At 63.1% G+C, this 17986-nt stretch carries 18 protein-coding genes; 9 read left to right on the top strand and 9 right to left on the bottom strand.

Annotation, left to right across the window (positions count from 1 at the left end):
* The first annotated feature begins 93 nt into the window (after positions 1 to 93).
* From ABWK72_RS19100 to ABWK72_RS19070, 7 genes are all read left to right on the top strand, one after another.
* Entirely contained in the window at positions 94 to 699 is a 606-nt protein-coding gene (locus tag ABWK72_RS19100; protein ID WP_367871167.1) for an N-acetylmuramoyl-L-alanine amidase, read from the top strand.
* A gap of 17 nt (positions 700 to 716) precedes the next feature.
* Positions 717 to 2186, top strand: coding sequence for an NAD(P)H-hydrate dehydratase (locus tag ABWK72_RS19095; RefSeq protein ID WP_367871166.1), 1470 nt, complete (start codon positions 717 to 719; stop codon positions 2184 to 2186).
* Between the two features lie 16 nt (positions 2187 to 2202).
* Complete coding sequence (locus ABWK72_RS19090) at positions 2203 to 2916, top strand: class I SAM-dependent methyltransferase (RefSeq protein ID WP_367871165.1); 714 nt, start codon at positions 2203 to 2205, stop codon at positions 2914 to 2916.
* 50 nt (positions 2917 to 2966) lie between these two features.
* Positions 2967 to 3389 carry a hypothetical protein gene (locus ABWK72_RS19085; RefSeq protein WP_367871164.1) on the top strand — a complete coding sequence of 141 codons (423 nt, stop codon included), beginning with the start codon at positions 2967 to 2969 and terminating at the stop codon, positions 3387 to 3389.
* Between the two features lie 97 nt (positions 3390 to 3486).
* Complete coding sequence (locus tag ABWK72_RS19080; protein WP_367871163.1) at positions 3487 to 3939, top strand: HNH endonuclease; 453 nt, start codon at positions 3487 to 3489, stop codon at positions 3937 to 3939.
* A gap of 145 nt (positions 3940 to 4084) precedes the next feature.
* Positions 4085 to 4366 (top strand): hypothetical protein, encoded by a 282-nt coding sequence (locus tag ABWK72_RS19075; protein ID WP_367871162.1) that lies wholly within the window; start codon positions 4085 to 4087, stop codon positions 4364 to 4366.
* 74 nt (positions 4367 to 4440) lie between these two features.
* Positions 4441 to 4902, top strand: coding sequence for a hypothetical protein (locus ABWK72_RS19070; protein WP_367871161.1), 462 nt, complete (start codon positions 4441 to 4443; stop codon positions 4900 to 4902).
* Between the two features lie 5 nt (positions 4903 to 4907).
* On the opposite strand, the gene ABWK72_RS19065 is transcribed toward ABWK72_RS19070, so the two are convergent.
* The 5 genes from ABWK72_RS19065 to ABWK72_RS19045 all read right to left on the bottom strand — a co-directional run bounded on the left by ABWK72_RS19065 (position 4908) and on the right by ABWK72_RS19045 (position 9451).
* Positions 4908 to 5945 (bottom strand): PIN/TRAM domain-containing protein, encoded by a 1038-nt coding sequence (locus tag ABWK72_RS19065; RefSeq protein ID WP_367871160.1) that lies wholly within the window; start codon positions 5943 to 5945, stop codon positions 4908 to 4910.
* Between the two features lie 239 nt (positions 5946 to 6184).
* On the bottom strand, positions 6185 to 6667 hold the full coding sequence (locus tag ABWK72_RS19060; RefSeq protein ID WP_367871159.1) for an RNA recognition motif domain-containing protein: 483 nt from the start codon (positions 6665 to 6667) through the stop codon (positions 6185 to 6187).
* 190 nt (positions 6668 to 6857) lie between these two features.
* On the bottom strand, positions 6858 to 7625 hold the full coding sequence (gene hisF / locus ABWK72_RS19055; protein ID WP_367871158.1) for an imidazole glycerol phosphate synthase subunit HisF: 768 nt from the start codon (positions 7623 to 7625) through the stop codon (positions 6858 to 6860).
* Positions 7626 to 7817: 192 nt separating this feature from the next.
* On the bottom strand, positions 7818 to 8546 hold the full coding sequence (locus ABWK72_RS19050) for an alpha/beta hydrolase (protein ID WP_367871157.1): 729 nt from the start codon (positions 8544 to 8546) through the stop codon (positions 7818 to 7820).
* A gap of 14 nt (positions 8547 to 8560) precedes the next feature.
* Entirely contained in the window at positions 8561 to 9451 is an 891-nt protein-coding gene (locus tag ABWK72_RS19045; RefSeq protein WP_367871156.1) for an NAD(P)-dependent oxidoreductase, read from the bottom strand.
* Between the two features lie 212 nt (positions 9452 to 9663).
* Between ABWK72_RS19045 and ABWK72_RS19040 the strand changes: the two genes are divergently transcribed.
* On the top strand, positions 9664 to 10626 hold the full coding sequence (locus ABWK72_RS19040; RefSeq protein WP_367871155.1) for a hypothetical protein: 963 nt from the start codon (positions 9664 to 9666) through the stop codon (positions 10624 to 10626).
* A 114-nt stretch (positions 10627 to 10740) separates the two neighbouring features.
* On the opposite strand, the gene ABWK72_RS19035 is transcribed toward ABWK72_RS19040, so the two are convergent.
* Positions 10741 to 11691, bottom strand: coding sequence for an IS110 family transposase (locus ABWK72_RS19035; protein WP_367871154.1), 951 nt, complete (start codon positions 11689 to 11691; stop codon positions 10741 to 10743).
* A 461-nt stretch (positions 11692 to 12152) separates the two neighbouring features.
* Here ABWK72_RS19035 and ABWK72_RS19030 point away from each other — a divergent pair, with 461 nt between their 5' ends.
* The gene (locus ABWK72_RS19030; protein WP_367871153.1) at positions 12153 to 13781 is read left to right on the top strand and encodes a hypothetical protein; all 1629 of its coding nucleotides are present in this window, start codon (positions 12153 to 12155) and stop codon (positions 13779 to 13781) included.
* A 422-nt stretch (positions 13782 to 14203) separates the two neighbouring features.
* Here the strand turns inward: ABWK72_RS19030 and argB are convergent, their stop codons facing one another.
* The 3 genes from argB to ABWK72_RS19015 are packed head-to-tail and all read right to left on the bottom strand — an operon-like array spanning position 14204 to position 17915.
* A complete protein-coding gene (gene argB, locus ABWK72_RS19025) occupies positions 14204 to 15082 on the bottom strand; it encodes an acetylglutamate kinase (RefSeq protein WP_367871152.1) in 879 nt (292 codons plus the stop codon).
* Between the two features lie 59 nt (positions 15083 to 15141).
* Positions 15142 to 16956 carry a hypothetical protein gene (locus ABWK72_RS19020; RefSeq protein WP_367871151.1) on the bottom strand — a complete coding sequence of 605 codons (1815 nt, stop codon included), beginning with the start codon at positions 16954 to 16956 and terminating at the stop codon, positions 15142 to 15144.
* Positions 16953 to 17915, bottom strand: coding sequence for a phosphotransferase (locus ABWK72_RS19015; RefSeq protein WP_367871150.1), 963 nt, complete (start codon positions 17913 to 17915; stop codon positions 16953 to 16955). The genes ABWK72_RS19020 and ABWK72_RS19015 overlap by 4 nt, the downstream gene beginning before the upstream one ends.
* Between the last annotated feature and the right edge of the window lie 71 nt (positions 17916 to 17986).

Genomic DNA, 17986 nt, shown 5'->3' with positions numbered 1-17986 from the left:
AACGCAGCGAGATCGGACGAATTCCCCTTTACAGAGGGGAGTCGTATATATTTAAAGAATGTAAACTTTTCTTAAGTCTTAACCAATTTCAACATGAGAGGACTTCGTCGCCTGCTATTTCCCCTGCTAGCTCTTGTATTCGCCGGATCCGCTGCCGAGGCGCGGAACTTCCGGACGGTGGTCATCGATCCCGGCCACGGTGGCCACGACAAAGGGGGCCAGTGGGGCCTCGTCTATGAAAAGCACCTGGCACTGGACATCGCCACCCGCTTGGAGAGCGAGGTGAAGAAGCGCGGCTTCCGGACCGTGATGACCCGCCGCAGCGATTACTTCATCTCCCTCCCCGAGCGCGTGCGCATCGCCAGCCGCTACTCGGATGCCATCTTCGTCAGCGTCCACACCAACTACACCTGGCGGCAGGACGCCTCCGGCTTGGAAACCTTTTTCCATTCCGGCCAGAGCCGGCCGCTCGCCTCCTATGTCCACTCCGGCATGATGTCGAAGGTGCGGGCCGTCAACCGCGGCGTGAAGTCCGCGCGCTTCTACGTGATCCGCAATACCACCTGTCCTTCGATCCTCGTGGAGTGCGGCTTCGTCAGCAATCCGAGCGAGCGCGAGCGCATGAAGTCGGCCTGGTTCCGCCAAGCGCTGGCAGAAGGCATCGCGGAAGGCATCCTGCGCTTCCGCCGCGCGGGTTGATGCGCTAGCCTGCGGGCATGTCTTTTGTCACCGGCGCGGCCATGCGGTCGCTGGAGGAGGCCGCGTTCCGGCGCGGCGTCACGGCGGAGCACCTGATGGATCTGGCCGGTGAAGGCATCACCCGCCGCTTGGCCGGGCAATTCCCGCTGCCGGGCACCGCCGTCGCCTACGTCGGCAAGGGCAACAATGGCGGCGACGCCCTCGTGGTCCTACGGCACCTGCGGGATCTCGGCTGGAAGATCGCCCTGCGCGCCGCCTATCCCGAAGCCGATTGGGGTGAGCTCCCGCGCAAGAAGCTCCGCGAACTCGGAATCCCGCCAATAGAATCGGCCCCAGTCCCCTGGTCCGGTCCTCTCCTGCTCCTCGATGGCCTCTTAGGCATCGGCGCGAAGGGCAGCCTCCGCGAACCCTTGGCCTCCTTGGCCCGCGAAATGGCGGAGCTCCGCGAACACCACGGTGCGATCATCGCGGCGATGGACCTGCCCTCCGGCCTCGATGCGGATACCGGCGAAGGCGACGCCGTGACCGCCGATCTCACCCTCAGCGTCGGCGCGCCGAAATCCGGCATGGCCACCGACAATGGCATCCGAAAGTCCGGTCGCATCCTCCTGGTGCCGCTGGCTGACCTCCCGCTGCCAGAAGCAGGCGACCTGCGCCTCTTCTGCCCCGAAGCCTTCCCCGGCCTCCTGCCGCCACGGGCCCACGATTTCCACAAGGGCGACTCCGGCCGGATCGGCATCCTCGCCGGCTCCCCCGGCATGACCGGTGCCGCCGTCCTCTGCGCCAGCGCCGCCCTGCACGCCGGGGCGGGCTTGGTAGCCCTGCACGTGGAAGAGGACTTCCTCCCCCACCTGGCCGCCACCATGCCGCCGGAAGTCATGCACCGCGTCTCCGCAGACCCGGTGCGCGAGGCCTTCGAAGCCGGGCACGACGCCCTGGTGATCGGCCCCGGCATCGGCAACGCCAGCAAGATTTACAAGGCCATGCTGCTCGCGCGCCTGGAAGCCGGCGACACCCCCGCCCTGTTAGATGCCGACGCCTTGAATCTGTTAGCCACTTCCGGCCGCTTGGATCTGCTGCGGAAGGAACACGTCATCACCCCCCACCCCGGTGAATTCAAAAAGCTGGCACCGGATCTCGGCAACTCCACCCGGCAAGAGGCGGTGACCGCCTTCATCGCCCGGCACCCCTGCACCCTCCTCCTGAAGGGCGCACGAACCCTCGTAGGAGCATCCGGCGAAACAATCCGCTTCAACCCCACCGGCCACGCCGGCATGGCCTCGGGCGGACAGGGTGACGTGCTCTCCGGTGTCGTCGGCACCCTCCTCGCCCAAGGCCTCTCCGGCCCCGATGCCGCAACTCTCGGAGCGTGGCTCTGCGGACAGGCGGCGGAAAGAAGCCTTACCGACAGCCCTGTCACGACCGCTAGCGACACGATCCGTCATCTCGGCAAGGCCATCCGGGATTGGCGCGAACGCCGGCGGTGAAGCACCCTACCTCCCAATGCCCGATACCGAATCCAACACCTACTCCCCGGCCTGGTTCGCCAACTTTCACGCCGGTATCCCCGCCGCGCGCACGGAGCAAGAGGCCGTCTTGGTGGAGCACTGCTGCCCGCTCCCCGATTTTTCACGGCTGCTGGACGTATGCTGCGGGATGGGACGCCACGCCCGCGCCCTCGGTGCCCGCGGCTACTCCGTGACCGGCATCGAGCGCGACGAGCAGGCCATCGCGTTCGCGCGCGAGCAGGGCAGCGGCCCGCTCTACCTTCAGACAAACATCCGCGACTGGATCCCACAGCCGGCCAGCTTCAACGCGGTCATAATCCTCTCGCAAAGCTTTGGCTACTTCGATGCCCCGACAAACCGGGAAATTCTCTCGCGCTTGGCAGCAAGCTTGCGATCCGGCGGCCGCCTGATCCTCGATCTCTGGAACCTGGACTTCTTTCAGACGCGCCAAGGGGTGCACGTCTTCGATCTGCCCACGGGCACCGTGCGCGAAACCAAGCGGATTGAAGGCGACCGGCTTTTCACGCGCTTGGATTACCCCGACGGCAGCCACGATGCGTTCGAATTCCAAACCTTCTCTCCCGCGCAAATGGAGCAATTCGCCTTCGGAGCGAATTTGAAGCTCCTCGAAGCGTGCACCGACTACAGCCCCGGAGTTGTCCCTTCTCCCGACAAACCGAAGCTGCAGTATCTCCTCGAGCGATTCTAGGTGCTGCCTTCGTCCTCGCCACTTGGTTCCCGAACAAGTAAGCCAAAATCATGGCAGGCCCAATTTCAGATGACTTCGTCCCACGCGCCGCGGCCATCGCCCACGAAGCCCATGCCGGCCAGTTCCGCCGCGACGGAGTCACGCCCTACATCCTGCACCCGCAGGCCGTCGCCGCGCGGGTGGCGGGTGATCCCCTCGCCGAGGCACTCGCCTGGCTGCACGACACTTTCGAAGACACCAGCGCCACTCCCGAACTGCTCCGCGAACAAGGTATCCCCAACGAGGTCATCATCGGCGTTTCCATGCTCACCAAACCCGAAGGCGCCGACTACGAGGAATACCTGCGCGCGATCAAAGCCAACCCGCTCGCGAAGAAGGTGAAGATCGCCGACATGCTCTCGAACCTCAGCGACCAGCCTTCCGAAAAGCAGATTCTGAAATACGCCAAGGGCTTGGTGATCCTGCTGGAGTAAGATGCGAAGGGTGTTGATTCCTCTGCGATAGTGGAGATCATGCGGATGTTCGGCGGTCACCCGTACCATCCGTAGATGATGCAAGCAGCCTTCCTGTATGGCACATCCAAATATCCATCAGCGGCAAGCGCACGTTCAACGACTTCTCGCCGATGGGGTCGATATCCGCGGACAAATCCGTAAGGATTTGTCCGCGCTTTATCAGTGCAGCCCCTCAGCGATCATTGCGGATATTACTGCATTCACTAGGCCACCGACCATCGAAACTCCATTCCAGTCCGCCAGTATGCGTCGCCGCATCTTTGCCCGTGATGGTCGAGTTTGCCAGTACTGCGGAGACGTTGATGCCTACGAGTATGTCATTGAGCACGTCATCCCAGCCGCTCTTGGAGGCATCGCCCGGCCACACAACCTTGTCGTTTCTTGCCAGAGCTGCAATGTTCGCAAGAGACGCAGAGTGTGGCTGCCCTGCAACCTAGACACGATAACCCGCGACCACCCAGAATGGTGTCAGAAGATCATTTCACTCAATGAATCCAGAAGCGACTAATACACTCTTTGGACAACCGCTTCGGCGCGTCACTGCACTTGCTACCACCGCGTAGAGACCCACTCCCGACCGCTTACTGCAACGACCTTTGGAATGGGGATTCATCGACCTAAGCCACTTGGAAAGGCTTCCTGAATCTCCGCAATTGAAATCGCTAGCCAAGAATGACACACACCTCCACAGCATGGTCACCGGTCGTAAACTAGCCAAGGAATGGGAGGTGAGCGTCGCTCACGCGCTTTATCATCACAAAGGAACGTGGTACCATCACCTGAGAGAGTTTCCAGGAGCTCTATTCGATCCCAATGGCTACCTCCTGTTTGGAAACAAAGCCGACTATGAAATTCATCCGATGTTGCGTCATGGCGCTCACCTTCACGTCGCTGACGGCATTTCCCTAGCAGAAGGCTACACCAGGGTGAAATAGAGGAAGAGCCGGATCGAGCACTTCCCTCAAACCACATGCATAGGCGGCCGATCTAAACTCCTCTCTGGCAAACGGTGAACGGCTTCCTTCTCGAACTTGCATCCTCCGCAGTCCTCGCAGACTTCAACCCGCTGCCGATCGTATTCGCACTCTTCCCCTTGGTCTTCGCGGGCATGTGGTGCGGGATTTGTTTCATGCTCTCAATGCTGGGCGGATGGCGGAGCTTGGCTGAATCGTTTCCGGATCGAGGCCAGCCATGCGATCAGAGCTTCCGCATGCAGAGCGGCAGGCTGGGATGGGTGAACTACAACAGCGTCCTCACAATCCACAGCGGTCCCGCAGGCTTCCGCCTCGCCGTGTGGCCGCCATTCCGCCCCGGCCACCCGCCGCTGTTCATTCCTTGGAACGCCATGCGCAACGCCACCATCAAGCGCTTGTTCTGGCTGGAACTCGTCTCCTTTGAACTGGGATCACCCAAGATCGCCACCTTGCAGCTTCCCAAGAAGATCTTCGCGGGGCGCGGCGTGATCGGGTGACCCACTCACGCCGCCAGCTCCGCGAACACCATCAGCCCGGAGTTCGTCTGCAGCGTGCTGATGACAATCACATCCTGCGTCGTCCCGATCTTCTTCACGGCGTGATTGACCACGATCATCGTGCCATCCGGCAGATAGCCGACGCCCTGGTGATCGTCCTTGCCGCCGCGGACCAGCGCCAGCCGGAGCTTCTCCCCCACGCCCACCGAGGGCCGCAGGGCATCGAGCAGCTCATCGAGATTCAAGACATCGAGGCCGCGCAGCTTCGCCACCTTGCCCAAGCTCTCGTCGCTGGTCAGGAGCCGTGCCCCGAGCAGCTGCGAGATCTGGATCAGGCGGCCGTTGATCGTTTCATCCGCGGTGATGGCAGCGTCCTCGATGCTGACCTGCATGTCCTTCGCAGTGCGCATGCTTTCGAGGCAGGCCAGCCCACGCTCGGCACGCTGGCGCTTGGCTGGCGTCGGCGAACTCGCGAGCACCTGGATCTCGTCGAGGACGAAGCGCGGCACGACCAAGCGGCCGTTGAGGAAACCCGAGCGCACCACCCCGGGGATCCGCCCATCCATCACCGCCTCCGCATCCAGCACCACCGGCTGGCCGGTGCTGCTGTCCTGCCGGAAGCGGACATAGGGCAAGATGAAGGCAAAGTCGTCGCGGCTGCTGCGCAGCGCCAGGACCGCACCTAGGAAACCCAGGCTGGCGTAGAGAATCAGCTCCAAACTGAGGCTGAAAGTTTCGGAGAGGTCTCGATCGCGCAATGCGAGATTCATCAGATTCGAGACGCCCACCCGCGTCAGCAGCCACGCGCAAAAAACCCCGACGAGCAGACCGAAGGTGGCCGTGGAAAAACCGCGCAGGCTGAAGCCTTTCACGAGCGTTTCCACCCAAATGAAGAAGCCGCCGACGACCAGTCCGCAGATCAGGCCGGTGGTCAGCGAGACCTCCGCCGCGGTCCCCTTCGTGCTCAAGGCGATAGCCGCGCCAGCCACCTCGCAGACCAGCAGGTACAGGAGGCGGGCGACATTGACGGAGGCAGGAGCCATGGGGTGCTTGAAGCATCCAGCATTCCTCCCGCAGCGGCAAGCTCAAGAGAAGGGGCCAGGGGCCAGGGGTCAGTGGCTAGGGGTCAGGGAAAAGGCTCTCCGCGACCTCGGCATCTCCGGGCTAGTCTCTGCCTTTTCCCTGACCCCCGGCCCCTAGCCCCTGACCCTCAAGAAAAAGCCCCGCCTCCCGGAAAGGAAGCGAGGCTCTGGAAAAACGCGAAGCAAACGAGAGAGGGGGCTTAGTCCCAGTCGCCGCCACCACCGCCGCCGTAGCCGCCCTTGCCGCCACCGCCGCCGTAGCCGCCGCCACCTTTGCCACCGCCACCGCCGCCGCCGTAGCCGCCCTTGCCACCACCGCCGCCGCCGTAGCTCTTGCCACCGCCGCCGCCGTAGCTTTTGCCGCCGCCGTAGCTCTTGCCACCGCCGCCGCCATAGCTTTTGCCGCCGCCACCACCGCCGCCGAAGCCACCCGGCTTCTTCTCACGGGGCTCGGCCGGATTCACCCGCAGCGGGCGACCGCCGAAGTCTTTGCCGTCCATCGCCTCGGCGGCTTCCTTGGCGCGGGAGCCGTCCGCCAGGGTCACGAAGCAAAACCCGCGCGGGCGGCCGGTCTCGCGATCCGTGACGATTTTCACTTTCTCCACCGGACCGAAGTCGGCGAAGAGACCGGCCACTTCTTCTTCAGTGGCGGTAAAGGGCAGATTGCCCACGTAGATGTCCATTGTCTGTAGTCTAACGCCATTTTTCAATAAACCGCTCCGTCGGCCGATGGCGTAAAGACCGGGCGAAGCGGGCCCGACCGAGGTCGCCGGACATTTCCCCCATTACACGTTCCGAAATTCTACGGCAAGCCCATAAATCATGCGCCTGCCCACCACCTGAAAAGCTCCCGCAAAGTTGCCATTCAGCAGATCACGCCATCTCGGGGCGCACCGGAATCCCGCGGGCCGCGAAATAGCGCTTCGCCTCCCCCACCGTGTGCTTGCCGAAGTGGAAAATGCTGGCCGCCAGCACCGCATCCGCCTTGCCCTTTTCCAAGACCTCCACCATGTGATCGAGGTTACCCGCGCCACCACTGGCAATCACCGGGATGCCCACGCTCTCCGAGATCGCGGCGGTCAGCTCGCAATCGTAGCCGGCCTGGGTGCCATCGGCATCCATGCTGGTCAGCAGGATCTCCCCCGCCCCGCGCCGCCACACTTCCTGCGCCCACGCCACCGCATCCAGACCCACCGATTTGCGCCCGCCATGGGTGTAAACGCCCCACTTGCCCGGCCCCTCCCGCTTGGCATCGATCGCCACCACGATGCACTGGCTGCCGAAGGCCTTCGCCCCCGCATCCACCAGCCCGGGCTCGTTCACCGCGGAAGTGTTGATCCCCACCTTGTCCGCCCCGGCCAGCAGCATTTCGCGCATGTTCTCCACGCTGCGGATGCCGCCGCCGACGGTCAGCGGGATGAAGCAATGCGCCGCCGTCCGCCGGACCACATCCACCATCGTCGCCCGGTTGTCCGACGACGCCGTGATGTCCAGGAATACCAGCTCGTCCGCCTGCTGCGCGTTGTAAGCCATCGCCGCCTCCACCGGATCCCCGGCATCGATCAGATCGACGAAGTTCACGCCTTTGACCACGCGGCCATCGGTCACGTCCAGGCAGGGGATGATGCGTTTGGCGAGCACGCGGCGTGAGTAGGCGAGGAACCCCGAACTTTGAAGGCTGAACTTTGGACCCGGATGGAAAGGCAGGAGGAGGGAACAAAACGCGGAGACGCAGAGGCCGCAGGGAAGAGCACGGAGGATCAAAAAAGCAGGGTCCGTCAGGCCTCTCCCGGCCTTTCTCCGCGACCTCTCCGCTTCTGCGTTTTCGTTATCTCAAACCAAATACTTCTCCAACCAATCCCCAACCTCCCCGATCACCTTCGGGTAGGTCTTCTCATCAAAAGAATGCTCCGCCTCCTGGATCTCCACGAACCGCTTCGGCTCTTCCGCCGTGTCGTAGGCATCGCGGCTGTCCTGGATCAGCACCACGTCATCGGCCGTCCCATGGATCAGCAGCCATGGCACCGAAATCTGCCCGACCTCGTCGAAAAGATCCCCGATCGACTCCATGTCATCGACGTACTTCTGAGAAAGCGGGCAGGCCGGCTCGTCCCACATGAAGCCCTTGCCCGGGATCACGGAGCCGAATTCCCGCTCGCAGAATTCCTCCGTGCGGATCATCCCCGCCAGCGTGACCAGGACCCGGATGCGCTCCTCGTCCGCGGTGGTCATCACCCCCACCGCACCGCCCATGCTGTGGCCCACGTAGGCGACCTTGAGCCGCGGCGGGAGGGCCCCCAGCACATCGCGGAGATCGCCGCTTTCCTTGGTGATCGTCGCATCGCCGAACTTCCCTTCCGAAGCGCCATTGCCGGACCATGAAATCCGCAGCACCGCCCAACCGCGCGCAGCCAATCCCTCCGCGAGCGCGATCAAGAGGGGCCGGTCCTTGTTGCCGGTCACCCCGTGGGCAAGGAGGACCAGCGCACCCTCGCGGGTGCCCGGGTGGAAAGCGGTATCGAGCTTTTCGCCGTGGCGGTTGCGGAATTCGGGAAGATCCATCGGGTGAAGATCAGTCAGTGGACACTGCGCCCGGGGAAGGTCAATTCCGCGATCCCGGATTTATCGAGTTCGCCCAGCTCGAGATCGACCATCCGGTGGTACTGCGCCTCGGCGGCCAGCGATAGCGGCACATTCACCCCCGTCTCCGCGGCCAGCGCGTTGGCGATCCCGCTGTCCTTCGCGGCGTGCGCGGCAGAGAAATAGCAATCGTGCTCGCGGGCGATCATGTCGTCGCCATCCGTCTCCAGCACCCGCGAGTTCGCGCCGGTCTGGGAAAAGACCTCCTTGAGCATTTTCAGGTCCAGCCCCAGAGCCGAGCCGAGGCCAAGCCCCTCCGCCAGTCCCGCGGTATTGATGTTCATGACCATGTTCACCAGCGCCTTGACCTTCGCCGCCTGCCCCGTCCCGCCGACGTGGCGGAGCGAGGACGCCAGATCCTTCAGCACCCCTTCCACGCCCGCGAAAGCCTCCGCCGTGCCGCCGACCATCAGATAGAGCGTGCCATTCCGCGCCTGGGTGATGCTGGAAGCCATGCAGGCCTCCAGCGCGGTCGCCCCGGCAGCACTTGCGGCCGCATCGACCTCCACATGCACCTCCGGGCTCACGGTCGCGCAGTTGATGAAAGTCTTCCCCGCCGCCCCAATCAGCAGCGAATCGCCCTCCGCTTCGAAAATTCCCCGCATCGCCACATCGTCGGTCACCACCGTGATGATCACATCGGCAGCAGCCGTAACTTCCGCCAGCGTGGTAGCGGCAGTCGAGCCGATCTCGGCGGCCAGATCCGCGGCGATCGTCGGGAAAGCATCGTAAACCGCGCTCACCTCATAGCCCTGATCCTTCAAACGGCGCGCCATGTTCGCCCCCATTCGGCCGGTCCCCACAAATCCGATGCGTGCCTTCGACATGCACGCAAGATGGCGGAGCCGACCCGGGCTGTCCACTCCCGGTGCACCTGCGGGCCGACCCTTCGTAGTTACCATGCGGTCACGCCATCCATTCGGAGGCCGCGGATTCACCGGAGTTACGCCCCGAAGCGCCGAAAATGCTGTAAAATCCGCGGACAATGCAAAACATCCGGGCTTGTCGGGCGTTTCACCTGACCAACCCTGCCAAACCCATGCTCCGAAACTGTCTCCTCGCCCTGCTTCTCGCCGCCCCCACCCTCCATGCCGATCCCCTGAGCCAGGCCGATAAGCAGGCTCTCTTGGAAAAGCTGGATGCCCTGCGGGACGATGCCAAGACCAAGGCGATGACCCGCGTGGGTGGCGCCGTGGCCGCCTTCAAGGCCGGCATGGCCAGCGACGAAGCCGCCGTGGAACTCTACCTGAAGTGCATGGAGAAGGAGTTCAGCGATCAGAAGCGCAGTTCCCAAGACTTCCGCGAGTGGAAGCGCCATGAGAGCGAGAAGCTGGAGAAGGAAGGCATGAAGCGCTGCCTGCGCCACCAGCTCCGCTGGCTGCTCCTGACCCTCGAAGCCGCCGAGAAGCCGGACAAGATCGGCGACATGCTGCCGCGCGTATCCGAGGCGCTGGATTCGATTTTCGATAACCCGACCCAGTTCGAGATGAAGGTCGATGCACTGCGCCAGCCCGTCACCGAGACGATCTTCGCGAAGGCCTACAACATCCAGGGCATCAAGGTGGAAAAGTGGCCGCTCACGCCGCTGGAACTTGGCCAGGTCTTCGACCAGGTAATCCTGCCCCCGCTCAAGACCAAGGCGAATTTCGACGCCATGCGGGAACAATGGCTGCGCCGCATCCGCTTCGAAGGCGTCGCCAAGCAGAACTGGCGCCGCCCGCTCAATCGCGGCGAGCGCGACGACGCGGATGAGAAGACCCTCAAGCGCGACATCGGCGTGGACTACGAAAAATTCACCTCCGAGACCCTGCCCGAGCTGCAGTGGCAGATGGAGACGGAGATGTACCGCGCCGGCGACCAGAAGCGCGCGGCGGTCAAGATGCTCGATCACATCGAGCGCAACGTCACCCACCCCAAGGCCCGCGAGTGGGGCGCCCAATTCCGCGAACTCATCGAGCCCGGCGCCAAAGACGCCGCCCCGAAGGAAACGGCCGGGAAGTAAGTTCATAACGCCAGTCGGTAAGGCGGCCCGGCCCGGGCCCCTGTCCCGCCAGTCCGGTTCCTAACCCCGGTCCGGTTCTTAGCGCCGGAGGTGCGTCGGAACTTAGTAACGGTCTTAAACCGCAAGAGGATTCTCCAATGATTTTGCCATGATGGCATTGAGGTGGATGAGCAGATGGCGCATCACCGCGACGATGGCAACCTTCGCGATCTTGCCTGCGTCGCGCAGGCGTTTGTAGAGGACCTTGAGCACGGCGTTGCGGCGGATGGCAACCAGCGCCGCCATGTAGAGGACCTTGCGGATCTGGCCGCGACCGCCCCGGATGAAGCGCTTGCCTTTGAACTTCCCGCTGTCGCGGTCGTAGGGGGCCACGCCCACCAGGGCCGCGATGGTGCCGCGGCCGACATGGCCGAGTTCGGGCAGGAAAGCCAGCAGCGTGCGCGAGGTCTGCGCGCCGACCCCGGAGACCGCCTGCATCAGGGCGTCTGCTTCCGCGAGATCCTTGTCGCCGGCGACGAGGGCGGCAGCCCTGGCATCAAGGGCGGCGATGTGTTTGGCAAAGGTTGCCGCGATGTTCTTGTGGATGCGGATGACGAGCTTGCAGGTGTGGTGTTCGGCGCGGTTGAGCTCGCGCTGCATCGAATCGATGAGCTCGGAGCGGGTGCGCATGACGTCGTCGAGTTCCTGGCGCACTTCGCTCTTGGGCTGCAACGGCAAGGGTTTGACCGAGGCGCCGAAGCGGCTGAGCAGGGCGGCATCGAGCGGGTCGCTCTTGGCATGGCGGCCGTGGGATCTGGCGAACTCGCGCACGCGCAGCGGCTGGACGATGCTCACGGGGATGGCCAGGGCCATGGCGGCGGTGGCAAGCGGGCGTTCGTAACCGGCGGTGGCCTCGCAGACGAAGTGGGCGGTGCCGGGGATGCGGGCGGCGGCCTTGAGCAGGGTGGCGATGCCCTTGGGATTGTTGCCGAAGCGGCGGATCTTGCCCTGAAGATCGGCGACGAGTTCGGCTTTGGCGACATCCACGCCGAGGTGGACGACGGGGGATTGTTCCGGTAGGTTCATGGGGTCGGTTCGTTCAGGCTTGTGATGCGAGCTCGCGCCGGGATTGCTCCTGCAACGGCTCATGTAACGGTTCGAACTGGCGATCCAATGACCCGCGACGGTCCTTACTAAGTTTCGGGCTTTTCCGTGAGGATGCCCGAGCCGGTGGACGGACTCGCCGCGGGCCGGGTGGCCGGGGAGCTAACCCGGCCACCCGCTTGGACGCCTGGCGGCAATCAAGCACGCCGGACGGACAAAGCGAAGATACAAGCCGGTGGTGAAACCACCGGTAGCGGTTGCAACACGAACCCCGTCCCGGAGGGCCGGCGGAAAGCCCTCTGTGACATGACTGGTAGAAGGGTTGTGACAAGCCGGGCAAAAAACCTGAGAACCACCTTCGTAAACCTTTCATTCACAATGAACTGCCAAGAGGATCAAAAAAAGAGGAGGCGCACATGTGAAACATGTATTAAATGCGCTGTGTGACATCCCGATTTGCCTCCGATCCTCTTGAATCAGTTTTGGAAGAATTCGGGCCGAGTCTAAGCGGTAAACTCGTCCAAGTTCTCGTCGAACGGCACGGGTTGAAACCTGAAGCGGCTCGCAAGAGAATCTCAAGGGGCGGCGGGAATGTAAGACGTTTAAGGGGACTGACGTTTCCCCATCGCGCCTCCTTCTATTACCTTGAGCAGCAATTTGGATCTCCTTTCTATTGGGATAGCTTGATACGGTCCCTGCTAGAAAGCAAGTCAGCCCACGGACTCGGCCTGGCTGCAATCCTGGAGCGGGGCGGTGTAATTCCTTTGAGGCATTTTGCCTCGGCTTCCGGCGCCCCGGTGCGCCAGTTACGACACACCGCTCCGGAAACCATCGTGGCCACGCTGATCAAAGCAAACTTGATCAAGGAACTGGAGTTACCGGGGGTCGGCACCTGTCTCGCACTCGTTCAAGGAGCAAATTATTACGACGGAAGAGGTGAAGAAGTAAGCGCCCGATTGGTCGCAGAATCCATTCTGTTAGAAGCCCTCAAAACATGGATAAAAAACCTAGGCATAGGGAGCTTTGATCGAGTCGCATTGCGAGACGAAGCCGAGCAGCCGAAAATCGCCTCAACACTCTGGGATCTCACCGCGCCTTCCTACCTAGGCGGATTGCTAACCTACGGAACCGGCGAGAAGCCTAAACCGGGCTTTGTCGCGTGCGACGTTCTCCTTGGTGGGAGCGTTTCGGAGCAAGGAATTCGGCCCTTCATCCACAAATGTGAGGCGATTCGCGGCCTGCCTAATGTCGGACGATGCTTGCAGATCTTTGTCGCAAACGGTTTCACAAAAGAAGCCTTCATCCTAGCTAAGCAGAAAGGAATCGTGCCGGCCACCGTCGAAAATCTCTTCGGCAGAGACGTTGCAGTTGGGTTGACCCAGTTGACGAATGTTTTAAAGGACGCGGCGACTTTTGTCCGCGATCCAATCGCCTTCAACAAACTCTTCGAGCGTCTCAAGAACATCGAGGGCGCGGCGACCAATTTGCGAGGTGCGCTTTTCGAGTACGTCGCAGCGGAACTCGCGAGAACCAAGATCTCTTCGCAGATCGAGATGAACCGGATTTTCAAAGATGGTCCTGTGATCAAAGCGGAGGTGGACGTTGTGTCAACGACGCCTAAGGTCTCCGTTCATTTCATCGAAGCCAAAGGCTACAAACCTCGAGGGACTATACCGGATGAACTGGTGAAGAAATGGCTCGAAGAACGAGTTCCTTGGGTCTACCGGGAGGCTCGAAAGCATTCCGACTGGAAAAGCCTTAAAATCGTCTTCGAGTTCTGGACCAGCGGAATTCTCTCAAGCGAAGCGAAACAGATGATAGCAGAGGCGCAGCAAAAGATCCGGCCCAACAAATACACTGTCTCATACCTTGATTCAGAGGGCATCCGTGCTCTCGCGCTCGAAACGAAGGATGCCGGACTGATAAAGAATCTCGAGGAGCACTTCCTAAAACATCCCCTCTCGGAACCGGACGTTGATCCAACGCGGCGCGATACGACCCGCGTCGCAATTCCACCGACCGCTCCTGAAATCGAGGCTGATGTCTCTGATAATTTCGAGGTCCCATTCTGATGAATGGGCCGTTTCGCTTCAACAACCGATGATCTCCCGAATCAGAGACCGTTGAATCGGTTTCGGGAGTTCCGTCTAAGTCCACCGACGGCGCGGGGAATGACCTCAACCGTCGGGGATGAAGTCACCAACCGTGGTGACTCGCGGAGAGCATGGGCAAAGATCTCGCGTGAACCGTATCCACTGCCAACAAACTTCCAGCCTGCAGCGGGAGAGCTAATCTCAATCATGGACTCGGCACTGATGCCTTCTTGTTTGCCATCCAAATAAGTCACAATGTAATTACGCACCCCTCCTTTTTACGCAACATTGCCGGATTATCAAGCACATCTTTCAAAAACTCTCACCCGACGGGGCCTGCTTGCCGATCAATGGTGAGCACTTGAGGGATCGCCCTTGCGGCTTCCCAAACCCCGCCACCCTTACCGCGTCACCTCCGTCCCAATCCCCCCATCCGTAAAGATCTCCAGCAGCAGCGCATGCGGCAGCCGCCCGTCGATAAAGTGCACCTTCCTCACCCCCGCGTTCAGCGCATCCACCGCGCTCTTGATCTTCGGAATCATCCCCCCGGAGATCGTCCCATCCGCCATCAGATCATCGGCTTGGACACGGTTGACGGACTTAATCAAAGTCTCCGGCTTGGTCGGATCCATCATCAGCCCGGGAACGTCCGAAAGGTAAACCAGCTTCGCCACCCGCAGCTCCTTCGCCAAGGCCGCGGCGGCGAGGTCGGCATTGATATTGAGCGGGCGGCCGGTCGCGAGTTCGGCGGCGAGCGGTGAAATCACCGGCACGATCCCGGCGCGGTGGGCGGCATCCATCTGGCCGAGTTGGCAGCCGACGACCTCCCCCACCCGGCCGAGTTCGACGCGCTCGCCCCGGGCATCGGTCGCGTGCATCCGCTCGCCGAGAAAGACATCCGTCCCGGCGATGCCGACGGCCTTGCCGCCCAGGTCACGGATCATGCGGACCAGGCCGGGGTTGATCTCGTTGGACAGCACCTTCTCCACGATATTGATCGCCTCGTCGGAAGTGACGCGGAAACCGCCGATGAATTCGGCATCGAGACCGGCTTCCTTCATCGCCGCGGAGATCGCCTTGCCGCCGCCGTGGACGACGATCGGGTTGATCCCGGCGACTTCGAGGAAGACAATATCGCGCATCACCTTCGCCACCAATTCGGGGTCCTCCATGGCGGAGCCGCCCATCTTGATCAGGAAGGTCTTGCCGCGGAAGGCTTGGAGATAGGGCAGGGCCTCGATCAGGGCTTCGGCTTTCTCGATGGGATGCTGGAGGTCCATGTGGGGAGAGAGTTCCAAGTTTTAAGTTCCAAGTTCCAAGGAAGAATTCAGCGGCGGAGCTAGGAGCCCTTCTTCTTGCGCTTGCGGGAGGGCTTTTTACCCGGCGGCTTCTTGGCGGGCGTGGAGGCCTTGACGGGGGGCACCGGCTGGGCCGGAGGAGGCGCGGAGACATCCGGGACAGGTTCCCCCGCTGGCGGAATTTCAGGAAAAGGCTCGGGTTCCGGGCCGGCGGCTTCCTCGACCTCCGGGGCTTCCGGCACGGGCTCCTCCATCGGCTGAGCTTCGTTCCACGGCTCCGATTCCACGGTCACAACCTCCTCCACTGTAGGCGGAGCGGATTCGGGTTCCGCGGGAGCCCAGATGGCGCGGGCGGATTCCGGGAGGACGACCACGCCATTGACGAATTGCACCCGGGTCAACGGCGGCAGCAGCGGCGCAGGCGCAGGCGTGGACACTTGAATGACTTCCGGCTCGGGCGGGCGGACCCGGACCAGCGGCGCTCGCACCGGCGCGGGCACGGGAACGGGAACGACCTCCGGTTCAGGCACCCGCGTTGGCGGCTGGTAGTCCGGGCTTTCCCACGGGCGCGGGTTGGCAGCGGGCTGGCGTTTCTCGAAGGAGCTGGGAATCAGGGCCAGCACCAGGGAGGCCACGGACATGCCGGAAATGGCGAGCGGCGGCAGCCAGAGATTGAGCCGTGACGCGAGCAGGTAAACCAGCTCCCCGGCGAAGCCCGCCACCAGCGCGACCACCAGCACCCGCCAGAAAAAGCTCCGCATCCAGCTTGCCCAAGCGGCGAAGAAAGCGATCAGCAGCACCAAGCCCATCTCGACAAGGGCCGGCGGGCGCGGAAGCAGGACCGCCCGCTCGAAGCGCGGCGAGCTGCGGATGGCTTGGGCGAGGCCGGGCAAGCTCTCCGACCAAGCGCGGTCCGCCTCGGGGAGATCCGGCATGGCATCCCGGATCAGAAGGGACGAAGCCGCCGGCGGGACCGGATGGCGATCGCTGATCAGCTTCCACGCGGGCGTATCGAGAACGTTCGCTTGGGCAACAAGCTCACCGCGACCGAAGCTGTCGATGGCCACCACCGGGCCATCGGGACCGAGGCGGATCTCCCGTCCCAACGCGACCTGAACGTCCGACGGCTTGAGGCCGAGCGCGGCGATTTCACCGGCCAGCGGCAGGGAGAAGACGATCCGCTCGCCCCAGCGGGCGAGCAGGGGCTGGCGACCGTCCGCGGGCTTGCTCTCATTCTCCAGCAGGGTGAAGCCGGCCAAAGTGCGCTCGCCGCCAAGCTCGGCATGCGGGGCGGCGACCTTGTTGACCGCGGGCAGGGCGGTCGTGTCCCCTTCCACGTTCGAGGCCTCCAGCGAAAGACGCAGGAAGGGCGCAGGCACCGGCTCGGCAGCGGCACCGCGCGAGAGCGGCAGGCCGAGCACCGCGCTATCGAAGCGGTCGAGCTGCTTGTGCACCGCCACGATCGCCAGCGGATCGGGCTCATCCCAGGCCATCAGATAGCCACAGGCGAGGTGGCGGTGCCCGGCATCGAAGAGGCGCTTGAAGATCTGGGCGCAATCGACCGGCGCGGGCGGGGAGCTGCTGAAATACCCTTCCGGATCGGCATCGATCGAGAGCAGCCTGACCGGTTCCGCGGGCGGCGGGGGCTTCGCCTTCCAGCGCCGCCACGGCAGTTCCTGGCTGCCATCCCCGGTGAACTCGGAAGGCGTCGCATCAATCTGCAGGGAAATTCCTTTCACCAGCGCGCGCTCGGCCTTCGCCAGCGGCGGGATGGAAGGGGGCGCACCGAGCGCGAGAAGGCCGACGCCGAGGATCACGGCGGCATTCACGAGGGGCCGGCGGGGCAAGGCGCTCACGGGTCATAGTCTCGCGCCCGGGCCAGCACCGGGCCGAGGGGTTTTTCCAGCGCGGTGCCGGCGGTGACTTCGCCCAGGAAACGGGCGGCCACGGGGACATGCGGCGCATACCACATGTCGCCGCGGTTCAGGATGATATTGCCGAAGGCCCCCAGGGCCTGCATCAGGCGCTGGGTGGCGCACTCGCGGAAGATGGTGGCCTCCGGCCGGTCCTCCGAGATGTCCTCCCAGATATCCAGGATCTGCTCCCGCTCTTCCTCCGAGTGATCCATGTAGGGATCGTAGACCAGCGAGGCGATGTCGTATTCCTGCCGCCCGCGGCGCATGCCCTGGAAATCGATCCACCAGGATTTGCCGTCCTTGAGCAGCAGGTTCTGGGACTGGAAATCGCGGTGCACGAGGTGCTTGGCCCCGCTGCCGAGGCGCTTGGCCAGATCCGCGAACGCCTCGGACTCCCGCAATTCGCTGGCATCCATGCCGAGCAGGCCCTCGACCACATGCTCGAAGAAATATTCCTGCTCCCAGCGGTAGAGCGCCTCGTCGAAGGGCGGCATCAGCTCGAAATCCTTCGGGCCCTTCGAGTAGAAGAGCTTGTCGATCTGCGACAGCGCGGAGCGGTAGTAGGGCTCCCGCTCGGCGAAGGGCGCGCCCTTCAGCGAGAAGAGATCGATATCGCCGAGGTCCTCCACCAGCGCGACCCGGCGGTGCGGGATGTCGTAGAAAATCTCGGGGACATTGAGCTTGGTGGCCCGCAGGAACTTCCCGACCGGCAGGAAATTGTCGCTGTCCGGCCGCTCGTCGGTCCAGTGGATGCCGATGAAGGGATCCCGCCCGGGGGTCTTCACGCGCACGATGGTCCGGCCCGAGGCCCCCTTCTTGATGGGGGTCAGGGTCACGATCACAGTGGGATCGATCCCGAGGAACTGTCGGGTGGCGTGGAGGATCGCGTCGGTCGGCATCGCGGCGGGAGGTTCCGTGAAAGACCGTAGCGGGGACAAGGGGGAAATGCGGCGGCTTACCCGCCCCCCAT

It is taken from the genome of Luteolibacter sp. Populi, from assembly GCF_040801775.1.
In the GTDB taxonomy this organism is placed as follows: Bacteria; Verrucomicrobiota; Verrucomicrobiia; order Verrucomicrobiales; family Akkermansiaceae; genus Haloferula.
This window is presented reverse-complemented; position numbering and strand designations above follow the sequence as displayed.

Bases quoted from the DNA above. Each gene is read 5' to 3' on its own strand.
- argB (WP_367871152.1), bottom strand. From the start codon at position 15,082: ATGGACCTCCAGCATCCCATCGAGAAAGCCGAAGCCCTGATCGAGGCC.
- ABWK72_RS19040 (WP_367871155.1), top strand. From the start codon at position 9,664: ATGCTCCGAAACTGTCTCCTCGCCCTGCTTCTCGCCGCCCCCACCCTC.
- ABWK72_RS19095 (WP_367871166.1), top strand. From the start codon at position 717: ATGTCTTTTGTCACCGGCGCGGCCATGCGGTCGCTGGAGGAGGCCGCG.
- ABWK72_RS19050 (WP_367871157.1), bottom strand. From the start codon at position 8,546: ATGGATCTTCCCGAATTCCGCAACCGCCACGGCGAAAAGCTCGATACC.
- ABWK72_RS19100 (WP_367871167.1), top strand. From the start codon at position 94: ATGAGAGGACTTCGTCGCCTGCTATTTCCCCTGCTAGCTCTTGTATTC.
- ABWK72_RS19090 (WP_367871165.1), top strand. From the start codon at position 2,203: ATGCCCGATACCGAATCCAACACCTACTCCCCGGCCTGGTTCGCCAAC.
- ABWK72_RS19080 (WP_367871163.1), top strand. From the start codon at position 3,487: ATGGCACATCCAAATATCCATCAGCGGCAAGCGCACGTTCAACGACTT.
- ABWK72_RS19065 (WP_367871160.1), bottom strand. From the start codon at position 5,945: ATGGCTCCTGCCTCCGTCAATGTCGCCCGCCTCCTGTACCTGCTGGTC.
- ABWK72_RS19060 (WP_367871159.1), bottom strand. From the start codon at position 6,667: ATGGACATCTACGTGGGCAATCTGCCCTTTACCGCCACTGAAGAAGAA.
- ABWK72_RS19045 (WP_367871156.1), bottom strand. From the start codon at position 9,451: ATGTCGAAGGCACGCATCGGATTTGTGGGGACCGGCCGAATGGGGGCG.
- ABWK72_RS19035 (WP_367871154.1), bottom strand. From the start codon at position 11,691: ATGAACCTACCGGAACAATCCCCCGTCGTCCACCTCGGCGTGGATGTC.
- ABWK72_RS19085 (WP_367871164.1), top strand. From the start codon at position 2,967: ATGGCAGGCCCAATTTCAGATGACTTCGTCCCACGCGCCGCGGCCATC.
- ABWK72_RS19015 (WP_367871150.1), bottom strand. From the start codon at position 17,915: ATGCCGACCGACGCGATCCTCCACGCCACCCGACAGTTCCTCGGGATC.